This window comes from Alphaproteobacteria bacterium, from assembly GCA_039980135.1.
GTDB lineage: Bacteria > Pseudomonadota > Alphaproteobacteria > UBA6615 > UBA6615 > UBA8079.
The window spans coordinates 443,107-469,137 of record JBDXCV010000009.1; the positions used below are offsets into that span (position 1 = coordinate 443,107).

Sequence of the window (26,031 nt, forward strand, 5' to 3'; positions counted from 1 at the left end):
GTCAGGCTCCCGGCTCGGATGAGGTTTCTTCGTTATCCGCCGCGTCGTCCGCGTCCGTGTCGTCCGCTGGCGCGGGCTCCGGGGCGGGCGGCGTTTCGTCTTTCGGCTGCAGGGCCGGGTGCACGATCTTGCCGTCGCGCGTCAGGCAGGTGCCGACGATGATCTCGTCTTCCCAGTCGATGGCGATCTTCTTCTCGTCCTTGTCGACCAGCAATTCGATAAAGTTCTGCAGGTTGCGTGCATACAGCGCAGACGTGTCTGCCGCGAGCTGCGACGGCAGGTTGAGTTCGGCCAGGATGATCACGCCGTTGTCGGTGACATGCTTCTCGCCCGGCTTGGTCTGGGTGCAGTTGCCGCCCTGTTCCGCCGCGAGATCGACAATCACCGAACCGGCTCTCATCGAGGCGACCATGTCGTCATTGACCAGCACCGGTGCCTTGCGCCCCGGGATCAGCGCCGTCGTGATGACGATGTCCTGATTCTTGATGTGATCGGCGATCAGTTCGGCCTGGCGGCGCTTGTAATCGTCGGACATTTCCTTGGCGTAGCCGCCGGTGGTCTGTCCGGTATCGCCCTCGTCGGGCTCGACCATCACGAAGGACGCGCCGAGGCTCGCCACTTCTTCCTTGGCGGCCATGCGCACGTCGGTGGCCGACACGATGGCGCCCATGCGGCGCGCCGTGGCGATGGCCTGGAGGCCGGCCACGCCGGCACCCATCACAAACACCTTGGCCGGGTTGATTCGACCCGCGGCCGTCATCAGCATCGGCATGCCGCGACCATAATTCGCCGCGCCGTCAATCACGGCCTTGTAGCCTGACAGGTTCGACTGGGAACTCAGCACGTCCATCGACTGGGCGCGGCTGATGCGCGGCAGCATCTCCATGGCAAACGCCACGATGTTGTGCTTCGCATATTCCTCGACGCCGATCGGGTCACCATACGGGTTGTGCAACGCGATCAGCATCGCCCCGTTCGGGATGTCAGAGAGACCGTCCTCGCCGCCATCCGCCTGGGTGCGCGGGCGCTGTACCTTGAGCACGATATCGGCGCCCGCCAGCGTTTCGGCGCGGGTGGACTCGACAGTCGCGCCGGCCTCGGTATAGGCGGCGTCGGGAATCGCTGCCGCCTCGCCGGCGCCGGACTCGACGCTCACATCGAATCCCCATTGCAGGTAGCGTTTGATCGTATCTGGGGTTGCGGCCACGCGGCGTTCGTGCGGGCGGCGTTCCTTTGCAATCGCGATCTTCATGGTGTGAAGAACCTCGTTTCGAACCAACATGTGCAGGGCCGATCGACGCCTGCACCGTGCACCTGACAGTGCGGTAAGAATATGCCGCGCTGCAGCACTCAGGGCAAGCCACATCCCCTGCCTTGTCTTGTGCCACGGGGGAAAACCGGCCTCGAACACCGGCGGCCGCCCGTTCCCCGCGGCGTCGGCGCCTGACCTGGGTCAATTCGCCACCGCCGGCGTTCCCATAAAGTTTGCGCAAGGGTCGGCACAGCCGCCCATCAAGAACTCGGAGACAAGGAAAATGTCCTCAGCACGCTGGACCATTGTTCGATCCGGACCGTCAAACTCGACGGTTCCGGCGGCTCCGGCGCCTTCGATCATGTGGCGTTCCGGGCGAAGAACCCCGAAATGCTGATGTCCAGGCTTGAGGCGAAACGCGTCCGGTTCCGCGAGCGCACGGTTCCCGACCACGACCTGTTCCAGATCTTCATCGAAGACCCGAACGGGATCACGGTGGAACTCAACTATCTCGCGGATGAACAGGTCGCGGCCTAGCGCCGTTTCCGGAATTCCGGCTGTGCGGTGTTGCACGCCGGGCTTGTGAATCCGTAAACCGGCCTGCTACTCAAGGTGGGGAGCAGTCGCGATCCGTCGTGGACGCCGTCACTATCTGCACGATCAGGGGAACAGCCATGCCCGACAACGTCATCCTGAAATTTGACGAGATCCAGCCCCTTGAACGCGGTGGCGGTGTCGCCAGTACGCCGCTGGTCATCCCGCTTGTGCGTCCGGATGCGGCCTTTACCACCGGCGTCAGTTCTTTCCCGGTCGGCCAGGCCGCACCACTCCACAAACATAATTGCGACGAACAGGTCACGATCCTGTCGGGCCGCGCCGAGGTCGAAATCGACGGCGAGACGACCGAACTGAAGGCGTATGACACGACCTATGTGAATGCAGGGGTCGAACATTGCTTCCGCAATATCGGCGACGAACCGATGGTGATCCTGTGGATTTACGGTTCCAACAAGGTCACGCGCACATTTGCCGGAACCGATAAGGAAGTCGAACATCTGTCCGCGGCGGACTTGCTGGCGCGCTGATGGGCTTGCGAGCCAGCCAGACAACCCGTGATACAACTTCGGAAATGAATCCGATCGCCAACGGGTAGCGTGCCATTCCTCGTAAATCGCCCACGATCCCGCTGCTCACCGTCCTGATTTCCAGCAGCGCGATTGCCTATAATCTCTTCCTGCCGTCGATCCCCGATATCGGGCGGGCCTTCGATGTTCCCTCGACCACGGTGCAGGGCTCGCTGATCGCGTTCCTGGTTCCCTACGCGATCGCGCAACTCTTCTACGGCGGCGTGTCGGACCGCTTCGGGCGACGCCCCACCCTGCTCTGGGGTCTCGCCATCTATACGGTCGCCAGCCTCGTTTGCGCGAGTTCGACCTCGATGACGATGCTGATTATCGCGCGCATCGCGCAGGGTATCGGGGCCGCCGGATCGATGGTGATGGTCCGTTCGATCGTCCGCGACCTGTACGACCGCAAACAATCCGCCCGCGCGCTGGCCATCATCTCGACGGTCATGGTCTTCGCGCCCGCGACCGCACCGGCCATCGGCGGTTATCTGCACACCCAGTTCGGCTGGCAGGCGTCGTTCATTTTCCTCGGCCTGATGGGCGCCGCCCTGTTCATCTATTGCGCGCTGCGCATGGCGGAAACCAATGTTGTCCAGGGTGCAGACCTGCTCGGCAACATCCGCGCGCTCGCACGCGGTTATCGGGTGCTGATCGGCGAGCGGACTTTCGTTGCCTACAGCCTCAACATCGGCTTTCTCGCCAGCGGCATGTTCGCCTGGTTTGCCGGCGTCCCTGTCGTCCTGATCGACAATTACGGCGTCGCCCCGGACCGGTTCGGCTATCTCATGCTCACTGGCACCCTGGGGGCCTTCTTCGGCTATGCCAGCGCCATCTGGCTCACCGGCAAGCTCGGCGTGAATCGGATGATCGTGCTGGGCACCTTCATCGCCTTGCTCGGCGCCACACTGTATCTGGCGTTGCCACTTGCCGGTGTGCTCACGCCGCTGGCCGCAATCGCACCCATGTCTCTGTTCGGCATCGGCCTGGCCATCGCCTTCCCCAATGTCATGGCGGCGGCTGTCAGCGTGCGGCCCGACTATGCGGGCACGGCCGCCTCGATCAACGGGCTGGTGCAATACGGAACCGCCGCGCTCGCCACATTGCTGGTCGGCGCGCTCTCAAGCGCCACCCATTTGCCGTTGGCCTGGGTGATCTTCGGCACCCAGTCACTCGCCATGGTCGCCGCGTGGGTGGGCTGGCGGGGCCGCCCGGCGGAATAGTTCAACCGCCATCGCGGCCATGTTAACTCCAATCCGTTATTTATCGTTTGATAAATTAATTGACTCGCCGCCGCCTATGTTTTAATTTATCAAACGATAAATAATAACGCCCGACGGAAACGCGAGACCCAGCCATGAACACAAAGAGCGCACCGAAGATTTTCGACTACCGCGATGTAGACAAAGCCGACGAGTTCGAGGACATCCCGGTCCTCGATATGGGGCCGTATCTCGCCGGCGAGCCCGGCGCGGCGGAAGAACTCGCGGCCAATATCCGGTTCATCCAGGAAACGATCGGCTTCTACGTCGTCATCAATCACGGGCTCGACAGCAAACTTGTCGACGACGCCTATGCCGCGCTGCAGGACTTCTTCCTGTTGTCGTCGGAAGAAAAGGCCGCTTACAAGTTCGACGAGACTTCGGTCGGCTACATCGCGCCGAAATCCACGGTCTATGTCACCTCGAAGATCAACAAGAACACCAAGCAGGATCTGAACGAGACCCTCGTGCTGGCACTCGAACGCCCCGATGACCACCCCTATGTCCGCGACGGCGTCCGCTTCACCGGCCCGAATAAATGGCCGGACATCGATGGCTTCCGGGCGCCGATGGTGCGCTACCAGAACGCCTGCGCCGACCTGGGTCGCAAGATGGTCCCGCTCTATGCGCTCGCGCTCGACAAGCCCGCCGACTTCTTCGACAAGTATTTCGAGGAGCCGATCATGTGGACACGCAACGCCCACTATCCGGCCGTCGAACCCGAAGAGAACCAGTTCGGCATCTCGCCCCACAGCGACCACTCGTTCCTGACGATCCTGCCGCTGACGAAGGTCGGCGGCCTGCAGGTACTCACGCGCCAGGGCAACTGGCTCCCGGCCGCCTATATCGAAGACGCGCTCGTCATCAACACGGGCGAGTTCCTGAACCTCTGGTCGAACGGCCGCTTTATCGCCTCGCCCCATCGGGTGATCCCGCCCGCGGAAGATCGCATCTCCATGGCGACATTCTTCGATGCCGCGCCCGAGACGATCGCCGACCCGGCGGATTTCGCCGAACCGGGCGAGGAACTGAAATACGAACCGATCAGCCAGATCGACTATGTCAGCTGGTATATCGACCGGAACTATTCGTCGAAGGCCGGCGGCAAGGCCGAGGGCATCGACCCCGACGCCGCCTGAACCATTCCACGCCCGACCGCACAAAAAGAGACCGAGCATGGCCGTATCGGCGAAGACATCCGGCAATCCGAAACGCCAGCGTTTCGCACCCGCAGAACGCGAGCAGCTCATCATCGACGGCGCCATCCAGTTCTTCGCCGAAGTGGGTTTCTCCGGCCAGACGCGGGAACTCGCCCAGAGGCTCGGCATCACCCAGCCCCTGCTCTACCGGTACTTCCCGACCAAGCAGGATCTGATTGAGCGGGTCTATGACGAGGTCTTCATCGGCCGCTGGAAGACCTCCTGGGAAGCGCTGATCGACGACCGCGCGATGCCCTTGCGCGAACGATTAATCGATTTCTACGACGCCTATGCCAGCGAAGCGCTGACCTATGAATGGATTCGAATTTACATGTTCGCCGGGCTCGCGGGTGAGGACATCAACCGGCGCTATATCGACCTTCTGGAAAGCCGGCTGCTGATTCCGATCTGTACCGAAATCCGCGCGACGGCAGGCGCGCCGGATCCGGACGAGGTGCCGATCTCCGATCTCGAGATCGAAGCCGCGTGGAATATTCACGCCGCGATTTTCTACTATTTCGTGCGCAAGTTCATCTATCGCTCACCGGTCGAGTCCGATCTCGCGGCATATATCTCCGACACGGTCGATCGCACCCTTGACGGCGCGCTGGCCGTGACGCGGAAGACCGTCGCCTGAGGGATGTGTCACAGGCGGCCCCCTAGGACATGCCGTTCACGATCCCGATCAGCCGACGCTCGGTGATGAAGAAGCGACCGATCTCGCCACGCCCGCCACCGAGCTTGAACGCCTCACGGCCCTGCCCGTCGAACACGACCACGGCGGGGACGGCGAAGATGCCACCGAGTGCCTCGCTCAGGGCCCGGTTGCCGACGACGACCGATATGTCCGGATGAATGACATCCACGAAACGGCGCAGGCGCGACTGGCTGACCGGCCCGGCAAAATTCTCCATCCAGTTCACCGCGATCATGCTGACCTTGTTGCCATTGTCGGAAATATAGTTGGCAAGCTCGCCCATCTCCGCACGACAGGGCGGGCACCAGCTCGCCCAGAAGGTGACGAGCACCGGTCGGCCATCGAAATTTCCGTCTGTGACCGGGCCGCGTATGACCTGCAGGCTTTTCAGATTGGACTTCAGCCCGGCGTCGAGCGTGGTGGCGTAAGCCGGCGTTCCCGCGAGCAGCGCGACCGGTAACCCGGCGGCGGCGGCGATGAATGCGCGTCGATCAAGCATGGTGATCCTCCAGATAATCCTATCTGTAAGACACCATCGCCGGGGACACGGACAAGCAACATTGTCGTGAGTCCGGCACTACTCGGGCGGGTCAAGTTCGTGCGCCGTCAGCATCGCGGCCTGGCGGTCGGCGAGGCCGTCAATGTCGAAGCTGTCGATCAGCTCATGGAATACCCGGTGCCAGTTCAGCTCCGCCCGCAGCCGCAGGAACACCGCCCCCAGCCCGACGGCGGCCCGGTCCATCAGGACGAACTCGCGCGGCGGCGTCACCCCGCCCAGCTCGCGTAATTTCGCCTGAACCTCATGGGCAATGTTGGCGCCGTAGAGCCCGGATTCCGATTCCTGGATGCGCTGCACCTTGTCTTCCATCAGCGGGCGGTAGAGAAACCCGGCCCAGATGTTGAGCGCGTCAAGAAGTTCGTTGGAAATATTCTCGAACCCCCAGCTTTCATAGGCATGTGCCGCCCGGTCCCGGTCGTCCTCGCGCAGGGCGTGATAGAGCTCGATCACACCGCGGACGAAGGCCGGCGGGAAGACCCGGATGCAGCCGAAATCATAGAGGTTGATCGTCGCATCATCGTTCACGGTGTAGTTGCCCAGATGGGGATCGCCGTGGATCACGCCATAGCCGTAGAAGGGCACATACCAGGCGCGGAACATGTTGAGCGCGGCGGCCTCGCGTATCTCGGGATCCACCGTTTCGGCAAAAGCCGCCATGGGCTGCCCCTCAAGCCAGCCCGTCGTGAGCAGGCGGCCGCTGGAAAGCGTGTCGTCGACCCGCGGCAAATGAACTCCCGGCTCGTCCGCCAGCATCGCGCCGTATAGCTTCGTGTGCCGCGCCTCGCGCCGGTAATCGAGTTCCTCGGTCAGACGCTCGGCGAGTTCGGCGTGAATCTGGCTGGGGTCGATCGCAGAATCGTAGCGGCGGTACAGCGAGAAGACGAGCTTGAGCTGATTCAGATCCGCCGCGACGGTCGAGGCCATATCGGGATATTGAAGCTTGCAGGCGAGTGCGGCGCCGTCATGGCTGACCGCTTTGTGTACCTGTCCAAGCGACGCCGCGCGCGACGCCGTGCGGTCAAATTCAGCGAACTTGTCGCGCCAGTCATCGCCGAGCTCGGCCGCCATACGCCGGCGCACGAACGGCCAGCCCATGGCCGGCGCATTGGCCTGAAGTTCGGAAAGCTCGCGCGCATAGTCGGCAGGCAGGGCATCGGGGATGGTCGCCAGAATCTGCGCGGCCTTCATGAGCGGGCCTTTCAGGCCGCCCAGCGCCGCCTTCAGATCGGCCGCATTGCGTTCGGGGTCCGCCGGGCGGCCGAGATAGCGCTGCCCGGCCATGCGAACCGCCGCACCACCCACCGCGGCGCCGACCCGACCGTAGCGGCCGACCTGCCCGCGAACGGTCGGCCGCTCATCATCCGCCATGCGTCATCGCTCGCCAATCCTCATTCAGGATTCGAGCGCCTCGAGTTCGTCGATCAGACCGGAGATGACGTCCAGCCCGCGCTGCCAGAAGGCCGGGTCGGACGCGTCCAGCCCGAAGGGTGCGAGGAGCTCCTTGTGACGCAGGGTGCCGCCTGCCCGCAGCATGTCGAGATAGCGCTCGGCGAAGCCGTCCGCCGAACCCTCGTAAACGCCGTAGAGCGAGTTCACCAGGCAGTCGCCGAAGGCATAGGCGTAGACATAGAAGGGCGAATGTACGAAGTGCGGAATGTAGGTCCAGAAATACCGGTACTCATCCTCGAAGCGAATCGCCGGGCCGAGACTCTCGGTCTGGATCTCCATCCAGATATCGCAGATCTCCTCGGTAAGAAGTTCGCCCTCGCGACGCTTGTCATGCAGCCGGCGTTCGAATTCGTGAAACGCGATCTGCCGGACCACGGTGTTGAGCATGTCCTCGACCTTCGAGGCGAGCATCGTCTTGCGCCGCTGGGGGTCGTCGGCCTCGGACAGCAGCTTGCGGAAGGTCAGCATCTCGCCGAACACCGACGCCGTCTCGGCCAGGGTCAGCGGCGTGTCGGACATCAGATGCCCCTGCCCGCCCGCCAGCACCTGATGCACGCCGTGGCCCAGTTCGTGGGCCAGGGTCATCACGTCGCGGGTTTTGCCCTGATAGTTGAGCAGCAGATAGGGATGGACACCGGGCACCGTCGGGTGGGCGAACGCGCCCGGTGACTTGCCCGGCCGGACCGGAGTATCGATCCAGTCATTATCGAAGAAATTCTGCGCTACCCCTGCCAACTCGGGCGAAAAATTTCCGTAGGCATCGAGCACCTTGGTGACAGCGTCCGCCCAGCGGATGGCCGTGTCATCGTCGTCGGGCAGCGGCGCGTTGCGATCCCAATAGTCGAGCTGGTCCACGCCGAACCATTTTGCCTTCAGCGCATAATAGCGATGCGACAAATCCGGATAGGCACCGCGCACCGCACCCACCAGCGCATCGACGACTTCGTCCTCAACGACATTCGCAAGGTTGCGGCTCGAGACCGGGCGGGCGAACCCGCGCCACTTGTCCTCGATCTCCTTGTCCTTCGCCAATGTGTTGGTGATATGGGTGAAAATCCGTGCATTCGCACCCAGCTCCGCGCCGAGCGACTTGGCCGCTGCCTTGCGCACCGCCCCGTCCCCGTCGGACAGCAGGTTGAGCACTTCGGCGCTGGTCATCTCGCGGTTGCCCGTCGGCAGTTCGACGTCGAAACGCAGATCCGCCATCGTCTCGTCGAACAGTCGGTTCCAGGCCGCGCGACCGGCGACGCTCTTCTCGAGCAGCAGTTTTTCGAGCTGGTCGTCGAGCTGATATTCCCGGTAGGAACGGCTGTCACGTAGCCAGGGCGCGTAACGCCGCAGCGCCTCGGATTCGCCGAGCTGGATTTCGAGCCTCGTATCCTCGATCCGGTTGATCTCGAGTGCGAAGAACAAGAGGTGGGAGGAAATCTCCGTCACCGTCTCCTGCATCGACTGCATGAATTTCCCGTTTTCGGGATTTGTCATGTCGCCGGCATACAGAAGGCCGGCATAACTCATGACCCGCGACAGCACCTCGTCGAGCGCCTCATACTCGGAAATGGCCATGGCCAGCGCGCCGCCATCCATATCCGCAAGCTTTCCCTGGTAGCGGGTCTCGAACGCCTGCGAATCGGCGCGGGACGTCTTGATCGCCTTGGCCAGTTCGGGGCTGTCGGGGGATGGATACAGATCGGTCAGATCCCATTCGGGCAGTTTCTCGCGTCCGGCACGCGCAGGGCTTCCCTCCGGGGCCCGGACCGGGGTCCGAAGCGGGGAACGGACGGGGACATTTCTGGACATTTTGACGGCTCCTTGAATCACATCAAGAGATAGGGTCCATTGAGGCGCTCAACAAGCGCTCATCGGGAATTTCACAAGCTTGTGCGGCTGTCGGAACGAACCGGAAAACGCAGCAGAGAACCGAAGTAGAGAATCTGGGTAAACGCAATGGACTACGCCGAACGCTACGCAGGCTGGCAAAACCTGCCACAGATGTTTTTCGACAAGGCCGAGGCACGCGGCGATGCCGCGATGTTCTGGTCCAAGCGCTACGATGCCTGGCAGCCCGTGTCATGGCATGACGCCCGCGACACGGTGAGCGCCATCTCGCGCGGCCTGCGACGGATCGGCGTTGAGCACGGTGACCGGGTCATGCTGGTTTCGGAGAACCGGCCGGAATGGGGCCTGGCCGACCTCGCCGTCATGGCCGCGGGCGCGGTCACCGTACCCGCCTACACCACCAATACGGTGGCCGACCACATCCACATCATCACCGACTGCGACCCGCGCGTCGCTATCGTGTCGAACGAACGGCTGGCCGAACGCCTGCTGCCCGCCATTCGCCACACCGGCACCGTCAAGACCGTCATCACCATGGAAGGTGCCGGTGGCGAGAGCGACGGGATCGTCATCATCAACTGGCGGGACCTGTTTGAATCCGGCGCGGAAACCGACGACGACGTCGCCGCCGTGATCGGGCAAACCGCGCGCGACGATACGTCCTGCCTGATCTACACATCCGGCACCGGCGGCGCGCCCAAGGGGGTGATGCTCAGCCACGGCGCGATCCTGTGCAATTGCATCGGCGCCTATCACCTGTTCGAGGCGGACGGGATGCTGGAAATCGACAACGAGACATTCCTGTCCTTCCTGCCGCTCAGCCATTCCTACGAGCATACGGCGGGGCTGTACTTCCCGATCTCGATCGGCGCCCAAGTCTACTATGCCGAGAGCGTGGACAAGCTGGCCGCCAATATGGGCGAGATGCACCCGACCATCATGACCGCGGTGCCTCGGCTGTATGAATCCATGCACCAACGGATCATGGCGGGGGTGGAACGCAAGGGGGGGCTGTCGGAAAAGCTTTTCCGTAAGGCCGTCGCACTCGGTATCAAGCGTTACGAGCAAGGCGCGGCGGGGCTGTCGATGACCGAACGGCTGCAGGATTCGATCCTCGACAAGCTGGTGCGCAAGAAGGTTTCGTCGCGTTTCGGTGGCCGGCTCAAGGCGTTCGTCTCCGGCGGTGCGCCCCTGAACTACGACATCGGCGTCTTCTTCCTGGCGCTCGGCGTGCGTCTTCTCCAGGGCTACGGCCAGACCGAGACCGCGCCGGTGGTCAGCGCAAACCCGCCGTCGCGCATCAAGATCGACACGGTCGGGCCGGCTTTAGCCGGCGTCGATGTGCGCATCGCCGAGGATGGCGAAATCCTGATCCGGGGCGAGCTAACCATGCAGGGATACTGGAACGCGCCCGAGCTGACCGCAGAGACCCTGCGCGATGGCTGGGTCCATACCGGCGACATCGGTATCCTCGACGAAGACGGCTACATCAAGATCACCGATCGCAAGAAGGACATCATCGTCAATTCCGGCGGCGACAATGTCTCGCCCCAGCGGGTCGAGGGCGCGCTGGTCTTCGAGCCGGAGATCAATCAGGCGATGGTCTATGGCGACAAGCGCCCGCATCTGGTCGCCGTTCTGGTACCGGATGACGACTTTGTCCATGCGTGGGCATCGGAGAACGACCGGGACGCGGACCTCTCGGCACTGGCCGATTCCGAGGCCTTCCACGAACGCCTGCGCGAGGCGCTGGAGCGGGCCAACACACGGCTCGGCCCGATCGAACAGGTGCGCCGCTTCATCGTCGCGAACGAGGCGTTCACGACCGAGAACGGCCTGATGACCCCATCATTGAAAATCCGGCGGCATGTGATTCGGGAAATCTACGGCGAGCGGCTGGAAGCGCTGTACGGTCGCGCCCGAACGTAAGCAGATGCGCTAGTCGTGAAACTCGCGGTACCAGGCCACAAAGTTGGGAATGCCCACATCGATCGGCGTCTTGGGCTCGAAGCCGAAATCGCGCTGGCTGGCGCTGATATCCGCATAGGTCGCCTGCACATCACCGGGCTGCATGGGCTGGAAGTCGATCTCGGCCTTGGTGCCGAGCGCGTCCTCGATCACGCCGATGAAGCGCATCAGCGGCTCCGACTGATTGTTGCCCAGATTGTAGACCCGGTGGGGCAGCTTGCCCTCTGCGTCGGGTTCCGGCGGCAGATCGAGCACCGCCACCACCCCCGCGACGATATCGTCGACATAGGTGAAGTCGCGCTGCATATCGCCGTTGTTGAAGACCGGGATCGGCTCACCGGCCACGATCTTGCGCGTGAAGATATAGGCGGACATGTCCGGCCGACCCCACGGGCCGTAGACGGTGAAGAAGCGCAGCCCGGTCAGCGGCATCCCATAGGTCACCGCATAGGCGTTGCTCATCAACTCGTCCGACTTCTTGGTCGCGGCATAGAGCGACACCGGGTTGTCGACCTGGTCCTCGACCGAAAAGGGCAGCTTGGTGTTGCCGCCATAGACCGAAGAGGAACTGGCATAGACCATGTGCTGCAGGCCGTCGCCCAGCGCGCGCGCCGCCTCGAGCATGTTCATGTGGCCGACGATGTTGGCCTGAATATAGGCGCCGGGATTCTCCATGCTGTAGCGCACACCCGCCTGGGCCGCGAGATGGACAATACGGTCAACCCCTTTGGCCGCGTCCATGACCGTGTCGAGGTCGGCGATGTCGCCGCGCACGAAGGAGAAATTCTCGTGGGGCGTCAGCTGGGCCAGCCGCGCTTCCTTCAGGGCGACATCGTAATAGTCGTTGAGGTTGTCGATCCCGACGACCGTCTCGCCGCGTGCGAGCAGCGCCTGGCCGACATGCATACCGATGAAACCGGCCGCACCGGTCAGAAGAACTGTCATGACGTCACGAAATCCGATTGCACGTTCGGGCGCATCTTCACCCACATTTTCAAACGATCATATAAATGAGACCGGCGGTGATTGCACGTCGCCCGGTGTTGGAAGCACAATGGGATTTAATTCCGGGGCCATTCAGCGCGGCAATGTGCCGATAGTGCGGCGCGAATGGACAATTAGGACAGTAATACTTACATTTCTGTTCCGGGCGCGCCGCAGCCGCCCACCAGGGAGAGACATTCATGGCCGAGAACGCCATCAGCCTTGACGATAAATACGCCCTCGAATCGGGCCGCGTGTATCTCACCGGAACCCAGGCACTGGTCCGCCTGCCGATGATCCAGCGACAGCGCGACGCCGCGGCCGGGCTCGATACCGCCGCCTATGTCACCGGCTACCGGGGCTCCCCGCTCGGCGCGCTCGATCAGCAGATGGCGCGGGCCAAACCATTCCTCGAGCGGAACAGCATCGTGTTTCGCCCCGGGGTCAACGAGGACATGGCCGCCACCGCAATCTGGGGCACCCAGCAGCTCAACCTTTATCCCGATGCCAAGCATCAGGGCATCTTCTCCATGTGGTACGGCAAGGGTCCGGGGGTCGACCGTTCGGGCGACGTGTTCAAGCATGGCAATCTGGCCGGCTCCTCGGCCCATGGCGGCGTGCTCCTGTTGGCCGGCGACGACCACACCTGCAAATCCTCCACCACCGCCCACCAGTCGGAATACGCCTTCGTCGATGCGATGATTCCGGTTCTGAATCCGGCGGGCGTGCAGGAATTCCTCGACCTCGGCATCTATGGCTGGGCGATGTCGCGCTTCTCGGGCTGCTGGGTCGGCTATAAGACTGTGGCCGAAACGGTGGACAGTTCCGCATCGGTGCATGTCGACCCCCAGCGGGTCCAGATCACCCTGCCGACCGATTTCCCCATGCCTGAGGGCGGCCTCAACATCCGCTGGCCCGATGAATTCCTGGTGCAGGAAGAGCGCCTCCACCGGCACAAGCTCTACGCGGCATTGGCATTCGCCCGGGCGAACCGCCTCGACAAAACCGTGATCGACAGCCCCAAGAAGCGCCTCGGTATCGTCACCACGGGCAAGAGCTATCTGGATGTCCGCCAGGCGCTCGACGATCTGGGTATCACCGAGGAGATGGCGGTCGATGTGGGAATCAGCATCTTCAAGGTCGCGATGCCGTGGCCGCTGGAGCGCGATGGCATCCGCGAATTCGCCGAGGGACTCGAAGAGATTCTGGTCGTCGAGGAAAAACGCGCGCTGATGGAGAACCAGCTCAAGGAGCAGCTCTACAACTGGCGCCCAGACGTGCGCCCGCGGGTGATCGGCAAGTTCGACGAGAGCGGCGAATGGGTGTTGCCATCAACGGGCGAGCTCAGTCCGGCACAGATCGCGCGGGTCATCGCCAAGCGCCTTGCGCGCTGGCACAGCTCGGAGGCCATCGAGCAGCGCCTGTCCTATCTCGAACAGAAAGAGGCGTCACTGGCCCAGCAGCCGCCGAGCGCCAAACGCATCCCGTATTTCTGCTCGGGCTGCCCCCACAACAGCTCCACGAAGGTCCCCGAGGGCAGCCGCGCGCTCGCCGGAATCGGTTGCCATTTCATGGCGCTCTGGATGGACCGGGACACCGAGACCTTCACCCATATGGGCGGCGAAGGCGTGAGCTGGGTCGGCCAGGCGCCGTTCAGCAATGACGACCATGTCTTCGTCAATCTGGGCGACGGCACCTACTATCACTCGGGTTACATGGCCATCCGCCAGGCCGTCGCGGCCGACGTGAATATCACCTACAAGATCCTGTTCAACGACGCGGTGGCGATGACCGGCGGTCAGCCGGTCGATGGCCCGCTCACGGTGCCCGCCATCACCCGCCAGGTCGAGGCCGAGGGGGTGAAACGTATCGTCGTGGTGAGCGACGAGCCGGACAAGTACCCGACCGGCGCGCCGTTCGCCCACGGGGTCTCCATCCATCACCGTGACGAGCTCGACCAGGTGCAGCGCGACCTGCGCGAATTCCCCGGCGTGTCCGTGCTGGTCTATGACCAGACATGCGCGGCGGAGAAACGCCGTCGGCGCAAGCGCGGCACCTTCCCCGACCCCGCCAAGCGGGTGATGATCAACGAGGCGGTGTGCGAAGGCTGCGGCGACTGCTCGGTCAAGTCCAACTGCCTGTCGGTGGTGCCGGTCGAGACCGAATTCGGCCGCAAGCGGGCGATCGACCAGTCGAGTTGCAACAAGGATTATTCCTGCGTCAACGGCTTCTGCCCGAGCTTTGTGACCGTCGAGGGCGGCCAGCTGCGCACGCCGGACACGTCTGCCCCGGTCGGTGCGGACACGGCCTTCGACGGGATCGAGCTTCCCGAACCCAACCTGCCCGACCTGAACAACCCCTACGGCATCCTCGTCACCGGCGTGGGCGGCACCGGCGTGGTGACCATCGGTGCCCTGCTCGGCATGGCCGCGCATATCGAGGGCAAGGGCGTGTCGGTGCTCGACATGACCGGCCTCGCGCAGAAGGGGGGTGCGGTGATCAGCCATGTGCGCATCGGTGAAACACCGGAAGACCTGCACGCCGTGAGAATCGCGGCGGGCAGCGCGGATCTGGTACTCGGCTGCGATCTCGTCGTGGCCGCCGGGGCGGACGCGGTCGCCCGCATGCAACCCGGGCTGACCCATGCGGTGATCAACAGCCACGAAACTGTGACCGGCGACTTTACCCGCAATCCGGATTTCGACATGAACGCGCCGGAGATGCGCCAGACCATCGAGGTCGCGGTCGGCGAAGCCGCGGCCAGCTTTGTCGAAGCCACCCGTTACGCAACCGCGCTGCTCGGCGATTCCATTGCCACCAACCTCTTCATGCTCGGCTATGCCTGGCAGAAGGGCCTGATCCCGGTCACCGGCGCGGCCCTCGATCAGGCGATCGAACTGAACGCCGTGGCGGTCGAGTTCAACCGTTCGGCCTTCCTGTGGGGCCGTCGGGCAGCCGTGGACGAGGCGCGGGTCGCGCGCGCCGCGGAACCGGTGACACCACTGCGCCTGCAGGCACCCGATATCGCCACCACCCTGGAAGACGTGGTCGCGCGGCGTATCCGCTTCCTGACCGATTATCAGAACGAGGCCTATGCCCGGCGTTACAAGGATCTGGTGGTGCGTGTGCAGAAGGCCGAAGGGGAGAAAGCCAAGGGGGGGGAGGGCCTCGCCGGTGCGGTGGCGCGCTACTACTACAAGCTGCTCGCTTACAAAGACGAGTATGAGGTCGCGCGGCTCTATACCGACGGCCAGTTCACCCGCAAGCTGCACGACCAGTTCGAGGGCGACTACAAGCTCAAATTCCACATGGCCCCGCCCCTGTTCGCCAGGCGCGACCCGGAAACGGGCGAGCTCCTGAAGCAGGAATTCGGCCCCTGGATGATGACCGCGTTCCGGGCGCTCGCGGGCATGAAGTTCCTGCGCGGCACGGCCTTCGACCCCTTCGGCCGCGCGGCCGAACGCAAGCAGGAACGCCAGCTGATCACGGACTATGAAAAGGTGATCGCGGACATCTGCGACGGGCTCAACCGGGGCAACCATGATCTGGCGATCGCGATCGCCTCGATCCCCGAGCATATTCGCGGCTACGGCCATGTGAAGGACGAGCATCTGGCCAAGGCCAAGACCGAGGAGGCCGCCCTGCTGCGCGCCTTCCACGACCCCAACGCCCCGCAGGCGAAAGCGGCGGAGTAACGACCCATAACGAAAAGGGCCCGACGATGCCGGGCCCTCTCGATGTCAGTCTCGGTAACCGGCGTCAGTCGTCGCCGGCCGCCGGTGCCGGATCGGCACGCAGAGAATCGCCGAACATCAGCTCGTGCCGCAGCCCCAGATAGAGGCTGACGCACATGGCGATCAGCACCAGGGTGAACGGCAACCCGACGGTGATAGCCGCCGCCTGCAACGCGCCCAGCGCATCCGCGCCGCCACCGAACAGCAATGCTGCGGCGATGACACCCTCCATGACCGCCCAGAAAATACGCTGGGTGGTCGGGGCGTCGATCTTGCCCCCGGCGGTGATGCTGTCGATCACCAGCGAACCGGAATCCGACGAGGTGATGAAGAACACCAGCACCAGAATGATCGCCACGAAGGAGGTGATGCCCGTGAGCGGCAAATTGTCGAGCATCTGGAACATGGCCAGCGGCACCTCGCTGATGCCGTTGGCGAGTGCGCCGACACCATTGGTTGCCTGATCGAGCGCGCTGCCTCCGAACACGGACATCCAGACCAGGGTTACCAGCGTCGGCACCAGCAGCACCGCGACGATGAACTGGCGCACGGTCCGGCCCTTGGAAATGCGGGCGATGAACATGCCGACAAACGGTGACCAGGAGATCCACCAGGCCCAGTAGAAGACCGTCCAGCCGTGATAGAATTTCTCGTCCTCACGACCGACCCAGTTGCTGAGCGGGATGATGTCTGTGACGTAGTTGGACAGCGTCGTCCCCATCGTTGCGAAGATCGCGAGGGTCGGGCCGAGCAACAGGACGAAGAGCAGCAGCAAGGCGGCCAGCCCCATATTGATATTGCTGAGGATCTTTACCCCGCCGTCGAGCCCGCGGGTGACGGAGATCAGCGCGACCCCGGTCACGCCGACAATGATCGCGATCTGGGTGTTGATCCCCGGGTCGGTGCCGAACAGAAAGTTGAACCCGCTCGCCGCCTGCTGGGCGCCGAAGCCGAGCGAGGTGGCCAGACCGAAGATGGTGGCGAGCACCGCCAGGGTGTCGATGATGTGCCCGAACCAGCCCCAGGTCCGCTCCTTGAGCAGCGGATAGAAGGCGGAGCGGATCGTCAGCGGCAGCCCCTTATTGTAGGCGAAGAAGGCCAGGGACAGCCCGACCACCGCGTAGATCGCCCAGGGGTGCAGGCCCCAGTGGAACATGGTCGCGCCCATCGCCGCGCCCGCGCCTTCAGGCGTGTTCGGCGGCGCGTTGAGCGGCGTGCCGAACCAGTCCGTGTAATAGCCGACGGGTTCGGCCACGGCCCAGAACATCAGGCCGATGCCCATGCCCGCGGCGAACAGCATCGCGAACCAGGACATCAGCGAGAAGTCGGGCTTGGCACCATCGCCGCCGATGCGGATCTTGCCGACCGGCAGCACGATGAGCGCCAGACAGAACAGCACGAAGATGTTGCCGCCGACACTGAACAGCCAGTCGAAATTATTGATCGACCAGCCCTTGGCGCCGTCGAAGGCTTCCTTCGCCGGTTCGGGCGCGGCCACAGTGCCGACGACGAAGAGCACGATCAGGATCGCGGTGATCCAGAACACCGGGTGATGAACATCCACCCCCCATTTCTGCATATTGTGGTCCCCGACCGAATGGTCGGAGGAATATCTCTGTGGCATGCCAAGCCCCCCATGGCTTTGTCACGCGCATGCGCCCATGAACGACGCAAGCGCACGCGCCGAATTCATCTCAATCAAGGACAAGATAAAGGGAACTTGGTGTGGCCCCTTGCGACCGGTTCTTTGACGCCGGTCCCGCGTGCTGGTTCAGGTGATGTCGTGAACGGCCCGAATGGGCGAGAACCAGCTTCCCCCGCAGAAATGCCCCATCGAGATATCTCGATGTTGGTGGGCGAATCCTAACAAAAGGCCGGGAAAATTGCGAATTTGCGCGGTAATCCGGCGTTCGCGGCGCCTCCGGGGCGAATCAACCCGCGGTGTCTGGAAACCGCCTAGAAGCCGATGGCGTTGCGATACACCTCAAGCAGATGCTCCTGCTCCTGGCGCTCGGCGGGCTCAAGCTTCCGCAGGCGCACGATCTGGCGCATCGTCTTGGCGTCGAACCCGGCCGACTTGGCCTCCGAATAGACCTCGCGGATATCCGCGTTCAGGTTGGCGCGGTCTTCCTCCAGCCGTTCAACCCGCTCGATAAAGCTTCGCAGGCGATCGGCCGCAATTCCACCGGTGTCCGACATCAAATTCTCTCCGAAAGCGAATGGCGCCGCGCGTATCGGCGACGCCACGGCGTTTAACCCAATCGCCTGTGGAAAGGCAAAGGGCGCTTATTCAGCGCCTGTGCAAAACACCGTCGCGCCGGATCAGCCGACGCTTTTCTCGAACCAGAGCTGGGCGTAGGGGTTGTCGTTGTAGCGCGGAATTTCGGCGTAGCCACAACGGCGGTAAAGCGCACGGGCCTCCGGCAAGGCCCCGTTGGAATCCAGGCGAAGCAGGTGACAGCCCATCTCGTGGGCCGCGACTTCCAACGCGTTGAGAATCCGGTAGCCGATACCGAGGCCGCGCAGCGTGTCGTCGACCCACATGCGCTTAATTTCGGCGAAGGCGGGTCCCGCGTCGGAGGTACGGACGACCACCCCGCCACAGCCGACCGGGCGCACATTTCCGGGAAACTCGATGCGCGCCAGAACAAAACGGCCCGCCGGGGCGGTCATGTCCGTGTCTGCGTCGGCGCCGCCCGCGCCGCCCGGGCCGGCGTCGAAGCCACCCGGAAAGCGCCTGTTCAGTTCGTCGAAATAGCGATCCCGGCACCAGAGAGAATCGGGATCGGTCGGCGCCGCCGTCCTGATCTGCAGAGAGGCGCTGAGGCGCCGGCGTTCTGCCTCATCCATCGGCGGGCGTTGAACGGCCGGTCAGTGCCCGGCCTTTTCCTTCATCTTCGCGAGTTGCTCGGGTGTCGCCTCGGTCTGATGCTTGTCCTTCCACTCGGCATAGGGCATGCCGTAGACGAGTTCGCGCGCGGCGTCATAGTCGAGGTCGACCCCCTTCTCGTCGGCGGCTGCCTTGTACCATTTGGACAGGCAGTTTCGGCAGAAGTCGGCGAGGTTCATCAGGTCGATATTCTGGACTTCCGGGTGGTCGCGCAGATGCTGAACCAATGTGCGGAAAGCCGCAGCTTCCAGCTCGGTCTGGGTCTGGGTGTCGAGGTCGGCCATGTTCGTCTCCCGTTCGGGCTGTCGTTGGTTGCCGATCAATATAGGCGCGCGTTCGCCCCGTGCAACGCCGATCAATCGTCGTCGGACGCGCGACGGCCTTCCCGGCGGCGGCGGTGACGATCGCCGAACTTGTGGCCGCGACCTCCGCGATGGCCGCCGCGTCCGCCCCTGCGGCGTTCCGGCAAGGGTTGGTCGGGATCGAGGAATTGCGTCAATGCGGCCACGGCGGCGCCCGCCGCTTCATCCCCGTCGCTTTCGACCGTCAACGCTTCCGAGGCATGCGCGATGAGTCCGGCCAGGGCGGCGTCGGAGATTTTCGATGGATTATCCGCACGCAAACCGCGGACGGCCGCCACAACGGCCCAGGCGAGTGACCGCGGGTCATTCCATGGCTCGCTGCGCAGCCGGCGGCGGCGGCGGCGCTGGCGCTCGGCCGCAGTCATCGGCGCGTCGTGAATCGGCGGACGTCCCATGGGTTCCGTCACTTGCTTGTTGATCTCTTGGGTCATGATATGACTCCTTTTCGTTACTGTCACGTTATATATAATGTGACAGTAACGAAACAGCAAGCCCGAAACGACCTAAGAGATACGGGTCTCGTCGATCAGCCAGTCAACCACCCGGCGCAGCGCCTCGGTGTGGTCGGCGCCCGCCGCGACGGCGGCCCGGTACACGTCGAGCTGGCGATGGGCGCTGGTGCCGCGATTCTGAATTGCGCGGGCATGCTCGATCTCGGCCCGGCAGCCGAGCATGTCCGCGTCGGGGCCGACGAGATCCAGCATCTCGTCGAGCAGCGTGGCGAAGGGAACGATCTCGCCCTTGCCGAAATCGACCATCCCCTCGGACAGGCCGTAGCGCTGGGCCCGCCAGCGATTCTCGTTGATGAGCATGTTGGAATAGATGCGCCAGCGCTGGTTCGAACGGCGAAGCCGGGTGATCATCGAGACGAAGCAGGTAAACAGCGCCGCGATGGTCAGGCTGTCCTCCATGGTCGTGCAGACATCGGTGATCCGCATCTCGACCGTGGGGAACCGGGCGCTCGGCCGCGCATCCCACCAGATCTTGGACGCATCCTCGATCAGCCCCGCGTCGGTCAGCGCCTCCACATGGCGGACATATTCGCCCCAGCTCTCGAAACGCTCGGGCAGGCCCGTTCGCGGCAACTCGTCGAACACGCTCAATCGGTAGCTCAGCAGACCTGTGTCCTGGGCCTGCCAGAAGGGCGACGATGTCGACAGGGCGAGCAGATGCGGCAGGAAATAACTGACCTGGTTCATGACGTCGATACGGCGCTCATCGTCATCGACCCCGACATGGACATGCATGCCGCAGATCAGCAGGCGCCGGGCCACGGTCTGCAGGTCGGCCGCCAGCTCGTTATAGCGTTCCTTGTCGGTGTGCTGGGTGTCGTGCCAGTCGGCAATCGGGTGCGTCGAGGCGGCGATGACCCGGTAGCCATGCGCCTCCGCCGTCGTGATGACCGCCTGCCGGAGCGCCGAGAGGCGCGTGCGGGCTTCGCCCATATTCGAACAGACGGACGTCCCCACCTCGATCTGCGCCTTCAGGAATTCCGGCGAGACCGTGCCCGTCTCCGCCGGAATCAGCGCCGCGCAATCGCGCAACAGATCATCCGGCGGATCGACCGCGAGTTCGCGCGTCTCCGGATCGACGAGAAGATACTCCTCCTCAATACCGAGCGTGTAGACGTCGTCCGCGTCAGCCGTCATGGGCCGGAACCCCCGCCGGGCGATAGATATCGTCACGCGCAAGCACGTCGTGCAGCGCGGCAAGCAGGCGGTCGGACCATTGCGTCACGCCGCGCGGGGTGTCGATCAGTTCCTGGCGGATTTCGACCAAAGCGTTGGCCAGCCCGAGACCGTCGCCATGGCGTTCGAGGGTGTAGCCATAGCCGAACCGCGCCGAATAGGGCTCATTGTCGCCCACGTTCAGGTCGCTTTCCCGGCGCAGCCGCGCGATCAGGGGTTCGGGGATGCGGGCGTCCCGGTTCCACAGGATGCCGATCTGCCAGGGCCGCTCGATGTCGTCCATGATCGGCGTGAAGCTGTGAATCGACAGGATGACCGGGTTCGTGTCCGGTCCGTTGGCCGCACGAAGCCGCGCGATCTCCCGCTCGATGGCGGCATGGAACGGCGTGTGAATCTCCGCAATGCGGGCATCGCGCTCCGCGGCCGTCAGGTTTGCATTCGCCGGCACGGGTGTGCCGTCGCTTTCCGCCAGCAGCAGGCCCGGATGGTCGAGCTCCCGGTTGCAGTCGATGACCAGGCGCGAATAGCCGCCCAGGACCGCTGGCGCATCGAGTGCCGCGGCGAGGTGTCGGGTGACGTTCGCCGCCCCGATATCCCAGCCGATATGGCGCAGCAATTCGATCTCGTCGAGACCGAGCCCGTCGAGCGCACGGGGCACCGCGTGGCTGGCATGGTCGCAGACCAGCAGAACCCGGCCTTCCGCGTCGGGATTCACGATCTCGAAGGGCAGCGCCTCATCAGGCGCGAGCAGGCCATGCGCGACCTGGTCGGGGACAACATCTTTCATGCCCCGACTATAGCCGCTCCCGGCCCCCCGACGCAGCAGGCTGTGACCGGGACGCGACAAAAAAGCCGAGCGCCCGGAAGCGCCCGGCCCTTCGTTGCCGTGCCCGAACCTCTAGGCGAGGAAGCTGCGCAGCATCCAGGCGTTCTTTTCATGCAGGTTCATGCGCTGGGTCAGCAGGTCGGCGGTCGGCTGGTCGTTGCCGTCGTCGGCCGAAGTGAAGACCTCGCGGGCCGTCCGGGCGACCGTTTCCTGGCCCTCGGCGAGCTGCTTGATCATCTCCGACGCGTCGGGCACACCGTCCGCCTCGGGAATGGAAGAGAGCTTGGAGAACGCCGCATAGCTTCCGGGCGCCGGGAAACCGAGGGCGCGGATGCGCTCGGCGATCTCGTCCACGGCCAGGGCGAGCTCGTTGTACTGCACCTCGAACATCGTGTGCAGCGTGTTGAACATCGGACCGGTCACGTTCCAGTGGAAATTGTGGGTCTTGAGATACAGCGTATAGGTGTCCGCCAACAGCCGCGAGAGCCCATCGGCGATCGCGCGCCGCTGATCTTCGGGAATACCAATATTGACACCAATCTGGCCGGGATTTTCGGACATGTCCGACTCCTTTTTTTGTTCGTGCTTCATTATTTAGAACTATTCTAAATATAGGTCGAACGATGCCGGGTTCAATGGGTGCGGGCAATTATTTATGCCCGGCATGGGCCGGTGCGGCGGACAGCTCCGGGATATGCCGGAAAATTTACCGCGCCCGCGTCAGGCGGCTTTCTGGCGCGCCTGAAGCACCGTTTCCGCCTCGCGCCCGGTGAGTTCCTGCAGATGGTCGAAGGCAAACCGGAATGTGCCCGCCCCCTGGGACAGGGAGCGCAACTCGATGATCAGGTCCGACATTTCCGATTGGGGCATCAGCGCCTGCACCGTGTCCCAGCCGTTCCAGCCCGCCTTGGCGTCGAAACCGAGCAGCTGTCCCCGCCGCCCGGTCACCACCTGGTTCACCTTGCTGGTGTGCTCGCTGGGCACATCGATATCAACCTTGCAGACGGGCTCGAGCAGGACCGGCCCGCATTTCGCCAGCCCCTCGCGCATCGCGATCTGGGCGGCAGTCTGAAACGCCATGTCCGATGAATCCACCGCGTGATGCTGCCCGTCGAGCAGGCAGACCGAGACGTCCACGATCGGAAAGCCGAGGGGCCCGCGATCGAGGAAATTGCGCACGCCGGTTTCGACCGACGGGATGTACTGCTTCGGCACCGCGCCGCCCACGACCCGGTTGGAAAATTCGAACCCCGCACCGCGTGGCAGCGGCTTGATCTCGATCTGCACATCGCCGAACTGACCATGCCCGCCAGACTGCTTCTTGTGGCGCGCATGCTGTTCGGTCGTCTTGCGGATGGTTTCCTTGTAGGGCACCGCGGGCGGCGAGGTGGTCACATCGACCTTGTACATCTCGGCCAGGCGTTCGGCCGCAACCGCGAGATGGATTTCCCCCTGCCCCCACAAGACAAGCTCGCGCGTGTCGGCATTATGCTGGACGATGTAGGACGGGTCCTCCTCGACCAATTTCGCCAGGGCGGCGGACATCTTGACCTCGTCGTCGCGTTTCTCCGGCGCGAGCGCCACCGCATAGACGGGCGGCAGGAGCGCCGGCCAGGCATCGCCGCCGCTGTCGCGGCCCGACGCGGAGAGCAGATCGCCGGTCGCAGCATCCTCCAGCCGGCCGATGGCCACGATCGCACCGGCCCCCGCCTCGGAAATCTTCGTCTGATCCTGCCCCATCATCTCGAACAGCCCGCCGACACGCGCACCGCCGAGGTTCATCCCGTCGCCGACGTCGCCGGACCAGACCCGCGCATGGCTGAGCTTGCCCGTACGCGCCTGGGCCGTCTTGAAGACCTGCACCAGCGGCTCCCCAACCGGGTCGAAGCCCCGCCGCGCCGCGGTGACCGCGACGGCCGGCGCGTCGTGGCGCAACGATTTCCAGAGCCGGAACACGCCGCTCTGCCGTTCGGCGGCGCCGATCATCACCGGCACGATCCTGTCGGCGGCCAGATTCTCGGTCAGGTCGCGATACACCTCCTTGTCGTCGGGCACGATGTCGTCGAGCAGTTTTTCGAGCAGATCGTCATCGAAATCGGCCAGGGATTCGAGCATCGCCTGATGCGCCTGCATGCGCGCATCGTCCACTTCCGGCGGGGCCTCGATGGTCTCGGACATATCGCCCTGCCGGTAGGCATAGGCACGCTGGCTGATCAGATCGACATAGCCGACCGTCGCCTCTCCCTCATGGATCGGCAGGTGGCGCAGCACCAGCGGCTGATCGGAGACCGCCTGCAGGGCCGCGACCGTCTCCTCGAGGCTCGAACTCGGATTGTCGAGTTTGTTGATGAACAGGACGTGGGGAATCTGGTTGTCGTTAATGAATTTAAGTGTCGGCGAGAGAGCGCTCGCCTTCGCCGCGTCGGCCTCGACGACGATCACCGCAATGTCGGCGACCATCAGCGCATTGCGCGCGTCCTGGCTGAACTCGATCGAACCGGGGCAATCGACAATCGCCCAGGGCTCGTCCATGAACAGGCAGTGGGCAACGTTGAGTTCCGTTGAAAAACCGCGCTTCCGGGAGATCGGGGACGCATCGCCAACGGTGTTGCCGTCTTTCACGCTGCCCTTGCGCGTCACCGCGCCGGCGGCGAACAACATCGCTTCCATGAGCGACGTCTTGCCGCTCAGATAAGGTCCCACCAGAGCCACGCACCGTGGCCCGGCACCGAATGTCTCAGCCATTCTCTCCTCCCGCAACCACGGTCAGGAGTCGGTCTGATGCCGCTTTCCCGACCAGACGGCCATATGGTTCCACCGGAGCGGGGGCGGAGTCGAGTCGAAAGCGGCGGCGCCGAACGCGCGGCGCGCGGAAACCTGCCGGGCAGAATGTCCTAGTTCAGCGCGGCGCAGGCCCGCTGGATGCGCGTGCAGGCCTCTTCCAGCACCTCGTTCGAAGTCGCGTAGGAAATCCGGAAATGCGGCGACAGGCCGAACGCCTCGCCATGCACCACCGCGACGCCCTCGGCGCCGAGCAGGTATTTCGCCACGTCCTCGTCCGAGTTCAGCACATCGCCGTCCGGCGTCGTCTTTCCGAGCATCCCGGCGGCCGACGGGTACACGTAGAACGCGCCCTCGGGTGTCGCGCATTCCAGCCCGTTGGCCTGGTTCAGCATCGACACGACGAGGTCGCGCCGTTCCCTGAAGATCTTGTTGTGCGCGGCAATGAAATCCTGTGGCCCGCGCAGCGCCTCGACCGCCGCCCATTGGGAGATCGTCGAGGTCGAGGTCGTGGACTGGGAGGCGATCATGTTCATCGCCTTGATCAACTCCGGCGCGCCCGCCGCATAGCCGACCCTCCAGCCGGTCATGCAATAGGCCTTCGACAGGCCGTTCAGGGTCAGGGTGCGGTCATAGAGTTCCGGCACCACCTGGGCGATCGTCGTGAATTCGAAATCGTCATAGACGATCTTCTCATACATATCGTCGGGCATGATCCAGACATGGGGATGGCGCAACAGCACCTCGCCCAGCGCGCGCAGCTCGTCGGCGGTGTAGGCCGCGCCCGACGGGTTGCAGGGCGAGTTCATCATCAGCCATTTGGTCTTCGGCGTGATCGCCGCTTCAAGCGCCTCCGGGGTCAGCTTGAAGCCGGTCTCCTGGGTGGTGTTGACCACCACCGGCACACCGTCACAGAGCAGCGTGATATCCGTGTAGGACACCCAGTAGGGGGCGGCCACGATCACCTCGTCGCCCGAATCGATCGTCGCGAACAGGGCGTTGTAGATGGTCTGCTTGCCGCCGCACCCGACATGAATCTGGCCGGGCTCATAGTCGAGCTCGTTATCGGCCTTGAGCTTCTCGCAGATCGCCTCGCGCAGCTCGGGAATACCCGCCGGGGAGACATATTTGGTCTTGCCTTCGGCCATGGCGCGCGCGGCCGCATCCTTGATGTTCTGGGGCGTATCGAAATCGGGTTCGCCCGCCGCGAGGCCGATCACGTCGCGTCCCTGGGCCTTGAGCTCCTGGGACAGGGTGTTGATCGCGATCGTCGGCGAGGGCTTGATACTGCTCAGACGTTCGGCAAGGAGAGCCATCGGATTTGGTCCGGTTCGGGGTTGTTTCGAGGAGTCGGGTTTGCGGCGCGCAACCTAATCCCCGCCCCGACTCTGTGCAAGCGACTCTGCGCCGGCATCTC

Annotated in this window: 23 protein-coding genes; 7 read left to right on the top strand and 16 right to left on the bottom strand. The window is 63.8% G+C overall.

The annotated features are described in order from the left end of the window. Position 1: 1 nt before the first annotated feature. On the bottom strand, positions 2-1,252 hold the full coding sequence (locus ABJ363_12580) for a Re/Si-specific NAD(P)(+) transhydrogenase subunit alpha (GenBank protein ID MEP4379830.1): 1,251 nt from the start codon (positions 1,250-1,252) through the stop codon (positions 2-4). A gap of 201 nt (positions 1,253-1,453) precedes the next feature. Next, positions 1,454-1,615 (bottom strand): hypothetical protein, encoded by a 162-nt coding sequence (locus ABJ363_12585; GenBank protein ID MEP4379831.1) that lies wholly within the window; start codon positions 1,613-1,615, stop codon positions 1,454-1,456. A gap of 27 nt (positions 1,616-1,642) precedes the next feature. Here ABJ363_12585 and ABJ363_12590 point away from each other — a divergent pair, with 27 nt between their 5' ends. The 5 genes from ABJ363_12590 (at position 1,643) to ABJ363_12610 (ending at position 5,474) form a co-directional block, all read left to right on the top strand. Continuing rightward, a complete protein-coding gene (locus ABJ363_12590) occupies positions 1,643-1,789 on the top strand; it encodes a hypothetical protein (GenBank protein ID MEP4379832.1) in 147 nt (48 codons plus the stop codon). 137 nt (positions 1,790-1,926) lie between these two features. Continuing rightward, positions 1,927-2,337, top strand: coding sequence for a cupin domain-containing protein (locus tag ABJ363_12595; protein ID MEP4379833.1), 411 nt, complete (start codon positions 1,927-1,929; stop codon positions 2,335-2,337). Between the two features lie 113 nt (positions 2,338-2,450). Then, a complete protein-coding gene (locus ABJ363_12600) occupies positions 2,451-3,599 on the top strand; it encodes a multidrug effflux MFS transporter (protein ID MEP4379834.1) in 1,149 nt (382 codons plus the stop codon). 134 nt (positions 3,600-3,733) lie between these two features. Beyond that, positions 3,734-4,777, top strand: coding sequence for a 2-oxoglutarate and iron-dependent oxygenase domain-containing protein (locus tag ABJ363_12605; protein MEP4379835.1), 1,044 nt, complete (start codon positions 3,734-3,736; stop codon positions 4,775-4,777). 37 nt (positions 4,778-4,814) lie between these two features. Then, positions 4,815-5,474: a TetR/AcrR family transcriptional regulator gene (locus ABJ363_12610; protein ID MEP4379836.1), complete on the top strand. Its 660-nt coding sequence runs from the start codon at positions 4,815-4,817 to the stop codon at positions 5,472-5,474. A 22-nt stretch (positions 5,475-5,496) separates the two neighbouring features. Here the strand turns inward: ABJ363_12610 and ABJ363_12615 are convergent, their stop codons facing one another. From ABJ363_12615 to ABJ363_12625, 3 genes are all read right to left on the bottom strand, one after another. Further along, complete coding sequence (locus tag ABJ363_12615) at positions 5,497-6,033, bottom strand: TlpA disulfide reductase family protein (GenBank protein MEP4379837.1); 537 nt, start codon at positions 6,031-6,033, stop codon at positions 5,497-5,499. Positions 6,034-6,111: 78 nt separating this feature from the next. Next, positions 6,112-7,461, bottom strand: a complete 1,350-nt coding sequence (locus tag ABJ363_12620; protein ID MEP4379838.1) for an AarF/ABC1/UbiB kinase family protein — start codon at positions 7,459-7,461, stop codon at positions 6,112-6,114. A gap of 24 nt (positions 7,462-7,485) precedes the next feature. Continuing rightward, complete coding sequence (locus ABJ363_12625; protein ID MEP4379839.1) at positions 7,486-9,342, bottom strand: M3 family oligoendopeptidase; 1,857 nt, start codon at positions 9,340-9,342, stop codon at positions 7,486-7,488. 147 nt (positions 9,343-9,489) lie between these two features. On the opposite strand from ABJ363_12625, the gene ABJ363_12630 reads away from it, so the two are divergent. Beyond that, on the top strand, positions 9,490-11,310 hold the full coding sequence (locus tag ABJ363_12630; GenBank protein ID MEP4379840.1) for a long-chain fatty acid--CoA ligase: 1,821 nt from the start codon (positions 9,490-9,492) through the stop codon (positions 11,308-11,310). A gap of 9 nt (positions 11,311-11,319) precedes the next feature. On the opposite strand, the gene ABJ363_12635 is transcribed toward ABJ363_12630, so the two are convergent. Next, the gene (locus tag ABJ363_12635) at positions 11,320-12,294 is read right to left on the bottom strand and encodes an NAD-dependent epimerase/dehydratase family protein (protein MEP4379841.1); all 975 of its coding nucleotides are present in this window, start codon (positions 12,292-12,294) and stop codon (positions 11,320-11,322) included. Positions 12,295-12,533: 239 nt separating this feature from the next. On the opposite strand from ABJ363_12635, the gene ABJ363_12640 reads away from it, so the two are divergent. Beyond that, complete coding sequence (locus tag ABJ363_12640) at positions 12,534-16,028, top strand: indolepyruvate ferredoxin oxidoreductase family protein (GenBank protein ID MEP4379842.1); 3,495 nt, start codon at positions 12,534-12,536, stop codon at positions 16,026-16,028. A 64-nt stretch (positions 16,029-16,092) separates the two neighbouring features. Here ABJ363_12640 and ABJ363_12645 read toward each other — a convergent pair whose 3' ends face one another. From ABJ363_12645 to ABJ363_12690, 10 genes are all read right to left on the bottom strand, one after another. After that, entirely contained in the window at positions 16,093-17,691 is a 1,599-nt protein-coding gene (locus ABJ363_12645) for a BCCT family transporter (protein ID MEP4379843.1), read from the bottom strand. Between the two features lie 332 nt (positions 17,692-18,023). Then, a complete protein-coding gene (locus ABJ363_12650) occupies positions 18,024-18,266 on the bottom strand; it encodes a DUF2312 domain-containing protein (GenBank protein ID MEP4379844.1) in 243 nt (80 codons plus the stop codon). 123 nt (positions 18,267-18,389) lie between these two features. Continuing rightward, the gene (locus ABJ363_12655) at positions 18,390-18,917 is read right to left on the bottom strand and encodes a GNAT family N-acetyltransferase (protein MEP4379845.1); all 528 of its coding nucleotides are present in this window, start codon (positions 18,915-18,917) and stop codon (positions 18,390-18,392) included. Between the two features lie 21 nt (positions 18,918-18,938). Continuing rightward, entirely contained in the window at positions 18,939-19,241 is a 303-nt protein-coding gene (locus ABJ363_12660) for a DUF1244 domain-containing protein (GenBank protein MEP4379846.1), read from the bottom strand. A 71-nt stretch (positions 19,242-19,312) separates the two neighbouring features. After that, positions 19,313-19,750 (bottom strand): hypothetical protein, encoded by a 438-nt coding sequence (locus ABJ363_12665; GenBank protein ID MEP4379847.1) that lies wholly within the window; start codon positions 19,748-19,750, stop codon positions 19,313-19,315. Between the two features lie 72 nt (positions 19,751-19,822). Further along, positions 19,823-20,968 (bottom strand): carboxylate-amine ligase, encoded by a 1,146-nt coding sequence (locus ABJ363_12670; protein MEP4379848.1) that lies wholly within the window; start codon positions 20,966-20,968, stop codon positions 19,823-19,825. Further along, positions 20,958-21,794, bottom strand: a complete 837-nt coding sequence (locus ABJ363_12675; GenBank protein ID MEP4379849.1) for an N-formylglutamate amidohydrolase — start codon at positions 21,792-21,794, stop codon at positions 20,958-20,960. Before ABJ363_12675 ends, ABJ363_12670 begins: the two co-directional genes overlap by 11 nt. A 111-nt stretch (positions 21,795-21,905) precedes the next feature. Beyond that, positions 21,906-22,394, bottom strand: coding sequence for a Dps family protein (locus ABJ363_12680; protein ID MEP4379850.1), 489 nt, complete (start codon positions 22,392-22,394; stop codon positions 21,906-21,908). A gap of 159 nt (positions 22,395-22,553) precedes the next feature. Further along, positions 22,554-24,578 (bottom strand): elongation factor G, encoded by a 2,025-nt coding sequence (locus ABJ363_12685; protein MEP4379851.1) that lies wholly within the window; start codon positions 24,576-24,578, stop codon positions 22,554-22,556. Between the two features lie 149 nt (positions 24,579-24,727). After that, complete coding sequence (locus ABJ363_12690; GenBank protein ID MEP4379852.1) at positions 24,728-25,930, bottom strand: pyridoxal phosphate-dependent aminotransferase; 1,203 nt, start codon at positions 25,928-25,930, stop codon at positions 24,728-24,730. Between the last annotated feature and the right edge of the window lie 101 nt (positions 25,931-26,031).